At 74.9% G+C, this 14056-nt stretch carries 11 protein-coding genes; 2 read left to right on the forward strand and 9 right to left on the reverse strand.

Features of this window, described 5'->3' with window-relative positions; genetic code table 11:
- Positions 1-7: 7 nt before the first annotated feature.
- A complete protein-coding gene (locus CFP66_RS30755) occupies positions 8-826 on the reverse strand; it encodes a helix-turn-helix domain-containing protein (protein WP_233159851.1) in 819 nt (272 codons plus the stop codon).
- A 103-nt stretch (positions 827-929) separates the two neighbouring features.
- Here CFP66_RS30755 and CFP66_RS30760 point away from each other — a divergent pair, with 103 nt between their 5' ends.
- On the forward strand, positions 930-1691 hold the full coding sequence (locus CFP66_RS30760; RefSeq protein WP_233159852.1) for an SDR family oxidoreductase: 762 nt from the start codon (positions 930-932) through the stop codon (positions 1689-1691).
- 9 nt (positions 1692-1700) lie between these two features.
- Here CFP66_RS30760 and CFP66_RS30765 read toward each other — a convergent pair whose 3' ends face one another.
- The 8 genes from CFP66_RS30765 to CFP66_RS30800 all read right to left on the reverse strand — a co-directional run bounded on the left by CFP66_RS30765 (position 1701) and on the right by CFP66_RS30800 (position 13339).
- A complete protein-coding gene (locus CFP66_RS30765) occupies positions 1701-2312 on the reverse strand; it encodes an AAA family ATPase (protein ID WP_158228274.1) in 612 nt (203 codons plus the stop codon).
- Positions 2313-2385: 73 nt separating this feature from the next.
- Positions 2386-2724, reverse strand: a complete 339-nt coding sequence (locus CFP66_RS30770) for a P-II family nitrogen regulator (RefSeq protein WP_094928724.1) — start codon at positions 2722-2724, stop codon at positions 2386-2388.
- A gap of 2 nt (positions 2725-2726) precedes the next feature.
- Entirely contained in the window at positions 2727-5081 is a 2355-nt protein-coding gene (locus tag CFP66_RS30775; RefSeq protein WP_233159853.1) for a [protein-PII] uridylyltransferase, read from the reverse strand.
- Between the two features lie 78 nt (positions 5082-5159).
- Positions 5160-5498 carry a P-II family nitrogen regulator gene (locus tag CFP66_RS30780; protein ID WP_094928726.1) on the reverse strand — a complete coding sequence of 113 codons (339 nt, stop codon included), beginning with the start codon at positions 5496-5498 and terminating at the stop codon, positions 5160-5162.
- Positions 5499-5500: 2 nt separating this feature from the next.
- Positions 5501-6847, reverse strand: coding sequence for an ammonium transporter (locus tag CFP66_RS30785; protein ID WP_094928817.1), 1347 nt, complete (start codon positions 6845-6847; stop codon positions 5501-5503).
- 381 nt (positions 6848-7228) lie between these two features.
- A complete protein-coding gene (gene ftsY, locus CFP66_RS30790) occupies positions 7229-8977 on the reverse strand; it encodes a signal recognition particle-docking protein FtsY (RefSeq protein ID WP_094928727.1) in 1749 nt (582 codons plus the stop codon).
- Between the two features lie 433 nt (positions 8978-9410).
- Entirely contained in the window at positions 9411-13004 is a 3594-nt protein-coding gene (gene smc, locus CFP66_RS30795) for a chromosome segregation protein SMC (protein WP_094928728.1), read from the reverse strand.
- Between the two features lie 44 nt (positions 13005-13048).
- Complete coding sequence (locus tag CFP66_RS30800; RefSeq protein ID WP_369805209.1) at positions 13049-13339, reverse strand: acylphosphatase; 291 nt, start codon at positions 13337-13339, stop codon at positions 13049-13051.
- Positions 13340-13438: 99 nt separating this feature from the next.
- Here CFP66_RS30800 and CFP66_RS30805 point away from each other — a divergent pair, with 99 nt between their 5' ends.
- On the forward strand, positions 13439-14056 hold the full coding sequence (locus CFP66_RS30805) for a CAP domain-containing protein (RefSeq protein ID WP_143517426.1): 618 nt from the start codon (positions 13439-13441) through the stop codon (positions 14054-14056).

The following is a 14056-nucleotide window of genomic DNA, read 5'->3' on the forward strand; positions in this document are numbered from 1 at the left end:
GCCCACCCTACTGGCGTGCCGCGAGCTCCTGCAGGCGTGCCAGTGCCGCGGCCGACGGCGAGCCCGGCTCGGCGAAGTAGGTGACCACCAGCTGGCCCGGCGCGCTCGCCACGGCGAGCGACTCCCAGCTCAGCGTCACCTCCCCGACGGTGGGCGAGACGAGCCGCTTGCGGCCCGCCGCCTTGGCGCGCACGTCGTGGCGCGCCCACAGCCTGCGGAACTCGTCGCTGCGCACCGAGAGCTCCCCGACCAGGGTGACCAGCCGCGGGTCGTCCGCGGCGGCCGCGGCGCAGGCGCGCAGCGCGGCGACGGTCTCCTCCGCCACGTCCGACCAGTCCGGGTAGAACTCGCGGGCGGCCGGGTCGAGGAACACGTGCCGCACGATGTTGCCGTCCCCGGGGACCGCGCCGCACAGCAGCTCGCACAGCCGGTTGCCCGCCAGCACGTCCATGCACCGCCCCAGCACGAACGCCGGCACGCCCGCCATCGACTCCAGCAGCCGGACGATCTCGGGCGCGGCGCGCTCCGGCTCCCGGCGGCCGCGCCGCGGCACCCGGGGCGCGGGCGTGGCGAGCGAGGCGAGGTAGCCGGTCGACTCGGCGTCGAGCTCGAGCACGCGGGCCAACGCCTCCACCACCTGCGTCGACGGGTGGCGGTCGCGCCCGCGCTCCAGGCGCAGATAGTAGTCGGCGCTGATGCCGGCGAGCATCGCGACCTCCTCGCGCCGCAACCCGGGCACCCGCCTGCGCCCGACGGGCAGGCCGTGGTCCTCGGGTCGGGTCAGCTCGCGGCGGGCGCGGAGGAACTCGCCCAAGAGGTTCGGCACGGACCTCACGGTAGGGCGCGCCCGCGGACAAGGGGTGGTCCTGCGACTACCCCCCTTCGCGGGACCTCCCCGGCTCGTCCGCGCCGCCCGCAGGCTCGATGGCATGACACAGATGACGCAGAACATCCACGACCTCACCGGACGCATCGCGGTCGTCACCGGGGCCAGCAGCGGGATCGGCGCCGCCACCGCTCGGGCTCTCGCCGCCGGCGGCGCCCGCGTGGCCGTCCTCGCCCGGCGCGCCGACCGCATCGAGGCGCTCGCGAAGGAGATCGACGGGCTCGCAGTGCCCGCCGACGTCACCGATCCGGCGAGCCTCGCCCGCGCGGCCGCCACCGTCCGCGCCTCGCTCGGCGCACCCGACCTCGTCGTCGCCAACGCCGGTGTCATGCTCGGCGCCCCGTTCGCCACGGCCGAGCCCGCGGAGTGGCACGCGATGGTGGACACCAACGTCACGGGCCTGCTGCACACCGGCAAGGCGTTCGTCGACGACCTCCTCGCGGCCGCCGCCGACGGCAGGCCCGCCGACCTCGTGCACGTCGGCTCGATCGCGAGCCACGCCGTCTTCCCGGCCTACGCCGTGTACAGCGCGACGAAGGCCGGCGTGGCGGCGCTGACGCGCGGGCTGCGGGTGGAGCTCGGGCCGCGCGGGGTGCGGGTGCGCGCGGTGGAGCCGGGCATGACCGAGAGCGAGCTCGGCGAGACGATGCTCGACAGCGCGGGCCGCGACGCGCTCGAGGAGTTCCGGCGGACGGTCGGACCGATCCCGGCCGGCGCCATCGCGGAGGCCATCGCGTGGTCGGCGGCCGCGCCGCCCCGCGTCAACGTGGCGGAGCTGGTCGTGCTGCCCACCGCTCAGGGCTGACCGGCGCTCTCAGCTCACCGTCGTGGGCTCCTGCGCGGCGGGCGCACGGACGAGCACGGCCCTCGTCGGTTCGGTGTCCAGCCGCAAGCCGCCCTCGGCGGCGGCCCGGTCGAGGACAGTGATGCTCCGCCAGCCGGGGGGCGGGTGCCCGAGCAGGTCGGCCGCGGCGCCCTCGGCCCGCCGCGCGTGCGCGCTGAACGAGCCCTCCGGCACCACGCGCCCGCGCTCGCGCTGGCCCCGACGCGCGTCCTCCACGCCGACCTGCAGCCAGAGCAGGTGCGCCGACCGGCGGGTGGCCGCGGCCAGGCGCGCGACCGCAGCGCGGGTGCCGGGCTGCGTGGCAGGCAGGTGCACCACGACGGTGGGCGTGCGTGACGCGGCCGCGGCGACCACCGCCGAGCGGTGCACGAGGTGCACGACCGGGCGCTGCCACCCGTAGGGCACGCCGCGGGCCACCAGGCGCAGGGCCGCACGTTGCGAATCCGAGTCGAGCACGACGACCCCGTCGGCAGCGGGCAGGCTCGCGAGCAGTGTGGACTTGCCCGCACCGGGCATTCCGGCCACCAGCAGCAGGCTGCGGCCGGGCAGGGCGAGGCGCACCGGCCGTGTCGCGGTCGTCACGCCGTGTTCAACGCACGGTTCGGGCGTTTCGTTCCGTTCCGGGCCACGACCGAGCGTGACGATCATCATCCGCTCACAGTGCGTCGGGCCCTCGCTCCCCCGTGCGGACGCGGACGACCGTGCCGACGGGCGTCGTCCACACCTTCCCATCACCGATCTTGCCGGTGCGCGCGGCCGCCACGATCGCGTCGACGACCCGCTCGGCCACCTCGTCGTCCACGACGACCTCGATCCGGACCTTCGGGACGAGGTCGACGCTGTACTCCGCGCCCCGGTAGACCTCGGTGTGCCCCCGCTGCCGCCCGTACCCCTGCACCTCGGACACGGTCATCCCGAGCACGCCGAGCCGCTCGAGCGCCGCCTTCACGTCACCGAGCACGAAGGGCTTCACGACGGCGGTCACGAGGATCACGGTCAGCCACGGTAGGGCAGTGCCCCGCGGGCCGCCGCCAGCACCGCCTTCTCGATCCCCCTGCGCCCGCTGCGCCCGAGCGTGCCGCCCCCCAGCCCGAACGCGTCGACGACCGAGGCGCCCAACGTCGACGCACGGACCCAGCGCACGTCCGCGCCGCACTCCTCCAGCGCCGCGGCCACCCGGTGCAACAGCCCGATCCGGTCGGTGCCCCGCAGCTCGAGCACCACCGCGCCGGTCGCCTCGTCGTCGAACCACAGCGCTCGCGGGGGCGCGAGCGGCTCCGGGGCCACGGCGATCGGTGCGTAGTCGCGTTCCTTGCGGGCCAGGGCCTCGGCCAGTGCGAGCCCGCCGTCGAGCACGCGGGTCAGGTCCGAGCGCAGCAGGGCGGGGTCGGGCAGGCCGCCGAAGCGCGGCGACACCGTGAACGTGAACACCGCGACGCCGCCGAGCGTGGCCGACTCCGCGGCGTGCACCTCCAGCGAGTGCAGGGCGAGCACGCCCGCGGCCGCCGCGAGCATCCCCATCCGGTCCGGAACGGCGACGACGACGGTGGCCGGGTCGCCCGCATCCAGCCCGATCTGCGGGCGCGCGTCGGCCTCGACGGCCCGGGCGAGCGCGGCCGCCGCCTCGTCCGGAGGGGTGGGGCCGGGCAGCGCCTCGCCGGCCAGCAGGGCGCGGCAGCGCTGGGCGAGGTCGTGGAGCAGCACCCTCTTCCACGGGCTCCAGACGCCGGGACCGGTGGCCAGCGCGTCGGCCTCGGCGAGCGCCTCGAGCAGGTCGAGCAGCAGGCCGTTGCCGCCGAGGGTCTCCACGACCCGCGTGACGGTGGCCGGGTCGTCCAGGTCGCGACGGGTGGCGGTGTGGGGCAGCAACAGGTGGTGGCGCACCATCCCGCTGAGCACCGCGACGTCCGCGGCACCGAACCCGATCCGGCGCCCCACCTGCCCGGCCAGCGACTCCCCGACCTCGGAGTGGTCGCCGCCGCGTCCCTTGCCGATGTCGTGCAGCAGGGCGCCGACCAGCAACAGGTCCGGCCGGGCCACCCGGGTGGTGAGCCGCGCCGCCTGGGCGCAGGCCTCGACCAGGTGCCGGTCGACGGTCCAGACGTGCGCGCGGTCGCGCGGCGGCAGATCGCGCACGGCGCCCCACTCCGGCAGCAACCGGCCCCACAGCCCGGTGCGGTCCAGGGACTCCACGACGTCCACCAGCGGCGGGCCCGTCCCCAGGAGCCCCAGCAGCTCGCCCCGCACCGACGCCGGCCACGGCTCCCGCAGCTCGGGGGCGGTGTCGGCGAGCCGGTGCAGGGTGCCTGCGGCGATCGGCATGCCGGTGCGCGCGGCGGTGGCGGCCACGCGCAGCACCAGACCCGGATCGCGGGCCGCGCCGGCGTCGCGCGCCAGTGTCACCTCCCCCGCGTGCTCGACGACGCCACTGTCGAGCGGGCGCCGCACCGGCGGACGCCGCAGGGCCGCCAGCCCGCGGCGGGGCAGCGCCGCGCGAGCCGAGCGCAGCCCGACCTCGGCCGCGAACGCCACCGACCGGGCCGCCCCGGACAGGGCGCGTGCCAGCTCGAACCGGTCGGCGATCTCCAGGGCCGCGGCCACCTCGTCGGCGTCCTGCGCGCGCAGGACGTCGCGGGCCCGACCGGCGAGCCGGTGCAGCTCGGTGCGGACGTCCAGCAGCAGGGCGCGCGCGGCGACCACGTCCGCGGCGGGCCGGTCGACGAGCTGGGCGGCGGCGAGCGCGTCGACGAGCTGGATGTCCCGCAGCCCGCCGTGGCCGTTCTTGAGGTCCGGCTCCACCCGGTGCGCGACGTCACCGACCTTGCGCCAGCGCTCGTGCGCGGCGTCGGCGAGCTCGTCGAAGCGGCCGCGGATGCCGGCCCGCCACGCCTGTCGCACCGCGGCCCGCACGGTGTCCGACAGCGCCGGGTCCCCCGCGATGTGCCGCGCCTCGAGCAGCCCCAGCGCCGCGCGCAGATCCGTGGCAGCCACCTGCACGGCCTGGCCGGGGGTGCGGACCGAGTGGTCGAGGCCGATCCCGGCGTCCCACAGCGGGTACCAGAGCTCGTCGGCGAGGCGCTCCACGTCCTTGCGCCCGTCGTGCAGCAGGACGAGGTCGAGGTCGGACCACGGTGCCAGCTCGCGACGCCCCAGCGCCCCGACCGCGACGAGCGCGGCGCGGTCGGAGAGCCCGATGGTGGCCGCCCGCGAGGACAGCCAGAAGTCGTGCAGATCGACCAGCGCCGTGCGCAACGCCTCCGGACCGAGCCGCCGCTTGCCGGAGCCCTGCGCCAGCAGCACCGCCTTCGCCCGGGCCAGGTCCTCCGCGTCCCCCCACGCCACGGTTCCCACTACGCGGTCCCCTTCCGAGAACGCGGTGGCCGTGCCCCGCTGACGGAGCACGGCCACCGCGCCGTGTGCAACGGACCCTCAGATGGCGTCGGCGCCGCGCTCACCGGTGCGGACCCGCACCACGCTCTCCACCGGGGTGACCCAGACCTTGCCGTCGCCGATCTTCCCCGTACGCGCGCTCTCGACGACCGCGTCCACCACCTTGTCGGCGAGGGTGTCGTCGGCGACGACCTCCACCCGCACCTTCGGCACGAAGTCCACGGAGTACTCCGCACCCCGGTAGACCTCGGTGTGGCCCTTCTGCCTGCCGTAGCCCTGCACCTCGCTGACCGTCATGCCGAGGACGCCGATCTGCTCGAGCGCCCCCTTCACGTCCTCGAGGACGAACGGCTTCACGATCGCGGTGATCAGCTTCATGATCAGGCCTCCTTGCCGGCGGTCGCCGGTACGTGCGACCCGGCCGCGGTCGTGGCCGCATCCGGGCGCGGGGAACCGAGGCCGGAGATGCTGCGGTGGCTGGAGAAGTCGTAGCCGGTCTCCGCGTGCTCGGTCTCGTCGATGCCGGTGGCCTCCTCCTCCGGGGTGAGCCGCAGGCCCATGACCGCCTTGACGAGGTAGGCGAGCGCCAGCGAGACCACGAACGAGTAGGCCAGCACCGCCCCCGCGCCGACGATCTGGCGCCACAGCTGGTCGACGCCGCCGCCGTAGAACAGGCCGGCGACCGCGGCGGGCGAGCCCGGGTCGGCGAAGAGGCCGATGAGGATCGTGCCGGCCAGGCCGCCGACCAGGTGGACGCCGACCACGTCGAGCGAGTCGTCGAAGCCGAAGCGGAACTTCAGCCCGACCGCCAGCGCGCACAGCACACCGGCGATGAGGCCGATCGCGATGCCGCCCATCGGCGAGACCGACGAGCAGGCCGGGGTGATCGCCACGAGGCCCGCGACGATGCCGGACGCGGCACCCAGGCTCGTCGGCTTCCCGTCCCGGACGCGCTCGGTGAGCAGCCAGCCCAGCATCGCGGCGCACGTCGCCAGGATCGTGTTGACCATCGCGAACGCCGCGGTGCCGTTGGCGCCCAACGCCGAACCGGCGTTGAAGCCGAACCAGCCGAACCACAGCAGCGCGGCGCCGAGCATCACGAGCGTGAGGTTGTGCGGGCGCATCGGCTCGCGCGGCCACCCGGCGCGCTTGCCGACGACGATCGCCAGCGCGAGCGCGGCGGCACCGGCGTTGATGTGCACTGCGGTGCCACCGGCGAAGTCGATGGCCGCGAGGTCGTTGGCGATCCAGCCGCCCACCACGCCGGACTCCTCGTCGCTGAACGCGAACACCCAGTGCGCCACCGGGAAGTAGACGATGGTTGCCCACAGCCCGGCGAACACCAGCCAGGGGCCGAAGCGCAGCCGGTCGGCCACCGCGCCGGAGATCAGGGCGGTCGTGATGATCGCGAACGTCGCCTGGAAACCCACGAACACGAGCGCCGGGATCGTGCCCGACATCGGGAACATCGCCGGGTCGGCGCCGTAGTCGCCGGCGAACAGGCCCGCGAGCCCGAAGTACTCGCCCGGGTTGCCGAGCAGGCCGCCGCCGACGTCGTTGCCGAACGCGATCGAGTAGCCGTACAGCGCCCACAGGATGCCGACGAGGCCGACGGAGCCGAGGCTCATCATCATCATGTTGAGCACGCTCTTGCTGCGGACCATGCCGCCGTAGAACAGTGCGAGGCCGGGCGTCATGAGCAGCACGAGCGCGGTGCTGGCCAGCATCCAGGCGGTATCGCCGGTGTCGAGCACGTCAACTCCTTCCCGAAGTGGTGACGGGAACTATCGGATCGACGTGTTGCGGGCGTCCTCCACCGCTGTTTCCGCACTGTGAACGAGCGGACCGGCGGTGTTACATCCGCGTGACGTGCCACTGATCGCGTCGAGCAGCACACCCGCGTACGGCTCGGACCGATCAAGCGCCACTGATCGCGCCGAGTCGCACACCAGCGCTCCCGAAAACACTCCCAGGTACTGCTCAGACCGATCACCGGCATCGGTCAGACCGACCCGCACGGCGTCGCCGGCAGAACCCCACGTACTTCTCGGACCGATCAAGCGCCGCTGATCGAAGCGAGCAGCACACCGGCGTCGCCGGTAGGGCGCTCACTGGTGCAGCAGGGCCTCCACGAACGCCGACGGCTCGAACGGCGCCAGGTCGTCGGCGCCCTCGCCGAGGCCCACGAGCTTCACCGGGACGCCCAGCTCGCGTTGCACGCGGAAGACGATGCCGCCCTTCGCGGTGCCGTCCAGCTTGGTCAGGGCGATGCCCGTGACCTTGACGACGTCGCCGAAGACCCGGGCCTGGGTGAGCCCGTTCTGGCCGGTGGTGGCGTCGAGGACGAGCAGCACCTCGTCCACCTCGGCCTGCCGCTCCACCACCCGCTTGACCTTGCCCAGCTCGTCCATCAGGCCGGTCTTGGTGTGCAGCCGCCCCGCGGTGTCGAGCAGGACGGCGTCGGCGCCCTCCTCGGTGCCCTGCTTCACGGCGTCGAACGCGACGCTGGCCGGGTCGGCGCCCTCCGGCCCGCGCACGACGGTGGCCCCGGCGCGCTCGCCCCAGGTGGCCAGCTGCTCGGCGGCGGCGGCTCGGAAGGTGTCGGCGGCGCCGAGCACCACGTGGCGTCCACCCGCCACCAGCACGCGGGCCAGCTTGCCGGTGGTGGTGGTCTTGCCGGTGCCGTTGACGCCGACGACCAGCAGTACCGCCGGCCGGCCGCCGTGCGGCAGCGCGCGGATGGAGCGGTCCAGGTCGATCCGCAGCGCGTCGGTCAGGACGTCGCGCAGCATCTGGCGCGCCTGCTCCGGGGTGCGGACCGCGCGGCGGGCCAGCTCGGTGCGCATCGTCTCGACCAGCTCGAGGGTCATCTCGGGGCCGAGGTCTGCCTGCAGGAGCGTGGCCTCGACGTCCTCCCACGACTCCTCGTCCAGCTCACCCGCGCCGAGGAGGCCGAGCAGACCCTGACCGAGCCCGGACCGCGATCGGGAGAGCCGGCCGCGCAGCCGCTCCAGCCGGCCCTCGGCGGGGGCGATCTCGGGCGGCGCGAGAGCCGCCTCGGCGGGCGGCGCCGGGGCGGGCGTGCGCTCGGCCGGGGCCGCGGGCGGCGGGGTGGTCGACGGCGGCGTGGTCGACGGCGGCGTGGTCGACGGCGGCGCGGTCGACGGCGGCGTGGTCGACGGCGGCGTGGTCGACGGCGGCGCGGTCGACGGCGGCGTGCTCGTCGGCGCGCTCGACGGGGTGCCGTTCGGTGACGCCGGAGGCGCGGAACGCTCGGTCGGAGCTTCCGGGGGCGCGGCCGGTGCAGCCCCGTTCGCCGTCGGTGGGGCCGGCTCGGCGGGGGCCTCGGGTGACGGCGGTGGGGTGACCGGCGGACCGGTGCGCTCGGCCGGGGCCTCGGGAGGGGCGCCGTTCCCGCGGTCCGGAGCGGCCGGCGGCGCAGCGGCGACGCCGTTCGCCGAGGCCGCCGGCGGCTCGGCCTCGGCCGCCGGCGCGGTGTCGGTGGCCGGGGGCTCGTCGGCGCGCGGGCGCTGCTCGGGCGCGGGAGCGGCGGGGGACACGAACGGCGGGCCGTCGACGTCCGGCGCGGGAGCCGAGGGCGGTTCCGCGCCGGGCGCGGGCGCCGGGGGCGGCTCGGCCTCGGTCGGGGCGCCCGACGAGAAGGAGAATCCCCCGCCTGCCTGGTAGCTGCCCCCGCGGCGGGGTGGTGCGGTGCCGGTGTCGCTGCTGCGCTCGACCTGCTCGGGCTCGCGCAGGCTGATCCTCCGCCTGCGGCGCAGCACGAGGCCCAGCACGACGGCGATGATCAGGATCGCCGCCGCGATCGCGATGACGATCCAGAGGGTCTCCGTAGTCACGCCTCCACGATGTCATGCCCGTTCCCCCGCGGTTGCACGAGCGGGCTCCGCCCCACGTCCCCTCCACTCCCCCGTGATCGCCATACGGGTGCGGAAACGGCAGCATGTGGCCGCCACTGCGCCGGAACGGCGATCATGCTCCGCGACGACGGGTCCGCACCCTTGATCGTCGAATCGGCGCAAGCCCGGCGACATCTCGCCGCCGACGCACCCGTCCGGTGATCATGGGACGTCGCCCCACGCCGCCGGGACCCGTGATCACCGGCTCGGCGCAGGAACGGCAGCATCTCGCCGCTATTGCACCCATCCGACGATCACGAGCCATCGCCCCACGCTTCCAGGACCCGTGATCATCAGCCCGGCGCAAGAACGGCAGCATCTCGCCGCTGTCGCACCCATCAGGCGATCACTCGCCCGGACCGGGCCGGGAGGGTCAGCTCACCGCGCGGAGGCGCTGGCTGATCACGGTGGTGATGCCGTCGCCGCGCATGGAGACGCCGTACAGGGCGTCGGCGACCTCCATCGTCGGCTTCTGGTGCGTGATGACGATGAGCTGGCTGGTCTCGCGCAGCTCCTCCATCAACGAGATCAGCCGGCGGAGGTTGACGTCGTCGAGGGCGGCCTCGATCTCGTCGAGGATGTAGAACGGCGAGGGGCGGGCGCGGAAGATCGCCACCAGCAGCGCCATCGCGGTGAGGGAGCGCTCGCCGCCCGACAGCAGCGACAGGCGCTTGACCTTCTTGCCCGGCGGGCGTGCCTCCACCTCGATGCCGGTGGTGAGCATGTCGTCGGGGTCGGTGAGCACGAGCCGGCCCTCGCCACCGGGGAACAGGGTGTCGAAGACGATCTCGAACTCGCGGGCCACGTCGGCGTAGGCCGTGGTGAACACCTCAAGGATCTTGTCGTCGACCTCGCGGACGACCGTGAGCAGGTCGCGGCGGGTGTTCTTGAGGTCCTCCAGCTGCGTGGAGAGGAAGCGGTAGCGCTCCTCCAGCGCGGCGAACTCCTCGAGCGCGAGCGGGTTCACCTTGCCGAGCAGGGCGAGGTCCTTCTCCGCCCGCTTGGCCCGCCGCTCCTGGCTGCCGCGGTCGTAGGGCATCGACGGGGGTTCGGTGACCTCCTCGCCGCGCTCCTTCGCCGCCTCGTACTCGGCCATCTCGGCGGCCGAGGGCGGCACGAGGACATCCGGGCCGTACTCGCCGACCAGGTCCTCCACGCCGAGGCCGTGATCGTCGAGCGCCTTCTCGGTGAGCTGCTCCAGGCGCAGCCGGTTCTGCGCGCGCAGCACCTCGTCGCGGTGGACGGCGTCGGTGAGCTTGTCCATCAGCCCGGAGAGCCGCTGCGTGGTGAGCCGGGCCTCGCCGAGGGCGCGCTCGCGCGAGTCGCGGGCGGCTGCGGCGGCGTCGCGCTCCTGCGCGGCGGCGGCGAGCGAGACGGCGATCCGCTCCGACGCGGTCTCCCCCGCAGCGACGACATGGTGGGCGATCGCGGCGCTGCGCTCCCGGGCTTCCTGCGCGGCGGCCGCCCGCGCCCGGGACTGCCGCTCCGACGCCGCCTGGCGGCGCAGCGACTCGGCACGTCCCGCGATCGCCCGGGCGCGCTCCTCGGCGGTGCGCAGCGCGAGCCGCGACTCCACTTCCTCGGCGCGGGCGGTGGCCAGCGACTCGGCGGCGGCGTCGCGGACCTCGGTGTCGGGCTCGTCGTCCACCGGCTCGTCCTCGGCCACGGCGAGCTGCTGCTCGGCGGCCTCCAGCGCGAGCAGCGAATCGGACCGCCGCGACTCCACGGCATCGCGGCGCTCGCGCAGCCGCTGCGCCTCCGCCGTGGCCGAGCGGACCGTCTCCTCCAGCCGGCCCAGCTGCGCCGACGCCGCGGACCGGCGGGCCTCGGCGGCGTTCTGCACCTGCTGCGCCGCCTGGACGTCGACCAGCCGCGCGGCCTCCTCGGCCCGGGCCCCGTCCAGCGCGGGCCGCAGCCGGGCCAGTTCCTCCTCGACGGCCTCGCGCCGCTCGAGCGCCTCGTTGACGGCGGCCTGGACGTCGAGCGCGCTGGACGCCGAACCGGACCCGCCTGATGCCCGGGCGGCCCCGAGCACGTCGCCGTCACGGGTGACGGCGGTGAGCTCCGGATGGTCGGCGACGACGGCACGCGCGGCGGCGAGGTCGTCGACGACGAGGACGCCGGAGAGCAACAGGGCCACGGCCGGGGCGACGACGGGCCGAGCGGTGACGAACGAGAGCGCCCACCGCCCGCGAGGGGCCTCCCCGAGTTCAGGAAAGCCACATTCATGTCCTGGCGGTTCATGAATGTGGCTTTCCTGAACCTCCGGGGCGACCACGAGGCTCGCTCGGCCTGCGTCCTTCGTGCGCAGCAGCTGTAGGGAGGTCACCGCGGCCTCGGGGGACTCCACCGCCAGGGCGTCGGCCAGCTCGCCCAACGCCGCGGCCACGGCCGCGCGGGCCTCCGGCTCCACCGTCAGCAGGCCGGACAGGGGGCCGAGCACGCCGTCGGTGCCCACGAGCTCGCCGGAGCCGTCGCGGCGGGCGAGGCTCACCGAGAGGGCGTCGACGCGGGCCCTCCAGTGCGCCCGCTGCTGCTCCAGCTCGCGCTCGCGGGAGACCAGCTCGGCCACGCGGGCCCGGGTGGCCTCGTGGGCGTCGGCGGCCTGGGTGCGGCGCTCGTCCAGCCCGCTGTCGCCCTCGTCGAAGGTGCCCAGCTCGTCGCGGGCGTGCTCCAGCTCGGTCTCGGCGACGGCGGTGCGTTCCTGCGCCTCGGCGAGCGCCTCGGACAGGCGCTCGATCTCGTCGGCGGTGGCCGCTGCCCCGCTGCGCAGCGCCTCGGCGCGCCCGGCGAGGGTGGCGAGCCCGGTCTTGCGGTCGGCGAGCGCCCGGACCGCGGCCATGTGCGCGCGCTCGGCGGCGGCGAGCATCTTCTCGTGCTCGCCGCGCTCCTCCAGGACGTCGGAGAGCCGGCGGCGGGCCTCGGCGACAGCCTCGACGAGCTCCTCCTCCTGCTCGGCGATGGCGTCGGCCTCGGCGTCGAGCTCGTCGGGGTCGCGGCCGGGGGTGCGCTCCTGGGGGTCGGCGAGGTGGCGGGTGCGCTCCTGCGCGAGCCGGACGGTGCCCGCGATGCGCTCGGCGAGCGCGGAGAGCCGGTACCAGGTGTCCTGCGCCGCGGCCAGGCGCGGGGCGTCCTGGGCGAGCGCGGTCTCGAGGCGTTCCTGCTCGACGCGCGCGACGGACAGCTGCTCCTCCACCTCCGCGCGCCGGGCCCGGGCGCTCGCCTCGTCGGCCTCCTCGCGGGCCAGCTGGTCGCGCACGGTGACGATGTCGTCGGCGGCGAGCCGCAGGCGGGCGTCGCGCAGCTCGGACTGCACGGACTGCGCCCGCCGCGCGATCTCGGCCTGCCTGCCCAGCGGCTTGAGCTGGCGGCGCAGCTCCGCGGTGAGGTCGGTGAGCCGGGTGAGGTTGGCCTGCATCGCGTCGAGCTTGCGGAGGGCCTTCTCCTTGCGCTTGCGGTGCTTGAGGACGCCTGCGGCCTCCTCGATGTAGGCGCGCCGGTCCTCGGGCTTGGACTGCAGCACGGAGTCGAGCTGGCCCTGCCCGACGATGACGTGCATCTCGCGGCCGATGCCGGAGTCCGACAGCAGCTCCTGCACGTCCAGCAGCCGGCAGGACGAGCCGTTGATCTCGTACTCGCCCGCGCCGTCGCGGAACATCCGGCGGGTGATCGACACCTCGGAGTAGTCGATGGGCAGGGCGGCGTCGGAGTTGTCGATCGTCAGCGTGACCTCGGCGCGACCCAGGGGTGCGCGCCCGGAGGTGCCGGCGAAGATGACGTCCTCCATCTTCCCGCCGCGCAGCGCCTTCGCCCCCTGCTCGCCGAGCACCCAGCTGATCGCGTCGACCACGTTGGACTTGCCCGACCCGTTCGGACCCACCACGCACGTGATCCCGGGCTCCAGGCGGAGCGTCGTGGCCGAGGCGAAGGACTTGAAGCCCTTCAGCGTCAGGCTCTTCAGGTGCACGGGCGGGGTCTCCAGAGCTGCAGGTGGTCGAGGAAGATTACTGGTTAGGCCTCGCGGAACCCCGCAAGGCCACCGCGCGCCGGGCCCCACTGCTCCACCACGCCGTCGACACGCCCCGGAGTCGATTCGCCACGCAGCGCGATGAGGAGTAACTCACAAGAGTGACGTGGGCCTTCGACGACGACGGCGACGCGGCCGTCCGAGAGGTTCGTGGCGTGGCCGACGAGGCCCAGTGCCAGCGCCCGGGAACGGGTCCACCAGCGGAAACCGACACCCTGGACCCGGCCCTGGACCCACGCTGTGAGCCGAACCACCTCGTCGCTGCCCGTGATCACGAGCTGCTAGCTTACCGCCTCGTGCTCCCCAACCGGCCTAGAGCCGGTGCGCAGACGCTCGCTCTCGCGACCGCTGTCCTTCTGGTCGCCGGTGTCACGGTGGCGGCCTTCCCGGAGGTCGTGCCCGTCGACTTGCGCATCGCGCCGGTCGCCCAGGCGACCTCCCCGTTCGCGGCGGCCGACGTGCTGCCGCGGGCCGCGCTGGTCGACGACCCGCCCGACGACCCGCCCCCGACCGAGATCTCCACCCTGCACGCCTTCGCCACCGCGGCCGGAGCCACGGCGTCCGGGGAACAGGCCGAGCCCGAGCCCGAGAAGCCTCCCGAGCCCGAGGCGCGGGCGCCGGTGAGCGTCTCCGGGACCGAGGGAGAGGTCATCGAGCTGACCAACCAGGAGCGCAACGAGCACGGCTGCGGCTCGCTCACGCCGGACTCGCGGTTGGCGCGAGCCGCGCGGGCGCACGCCGAGGACATGTCGGAGAACGGCTACTTCTCCCACGTCAGCCGCGACGGCCGGCGCTTCGAGCACCGGGTGCGCGCCGCGGGCTACCCGCGGCCCGGAGCGGAGAACATCGGGAAGGGCCAGACCAGCGCAGCCCAGATCGTGCGGGAGTGGATGGCGTCGCCGTCACACCGCTCCGCGCTCCTGACCTGCGGGTTCACCACGATCGGTGTGGCCCGCGCGGGGAACTACTGGGTGCAGGAGTTCGGGAAGTGA

This window comes from Pseudonocardia sp. MH-G8 (assembly GCF_002262885.1).
Taxonomy (GTDB): domain Bacteria; phylum Actinomycetota; class Actinomycetes; order Mycobacteriales; family Pseudonocardiaceae; genus Pseudonocardia.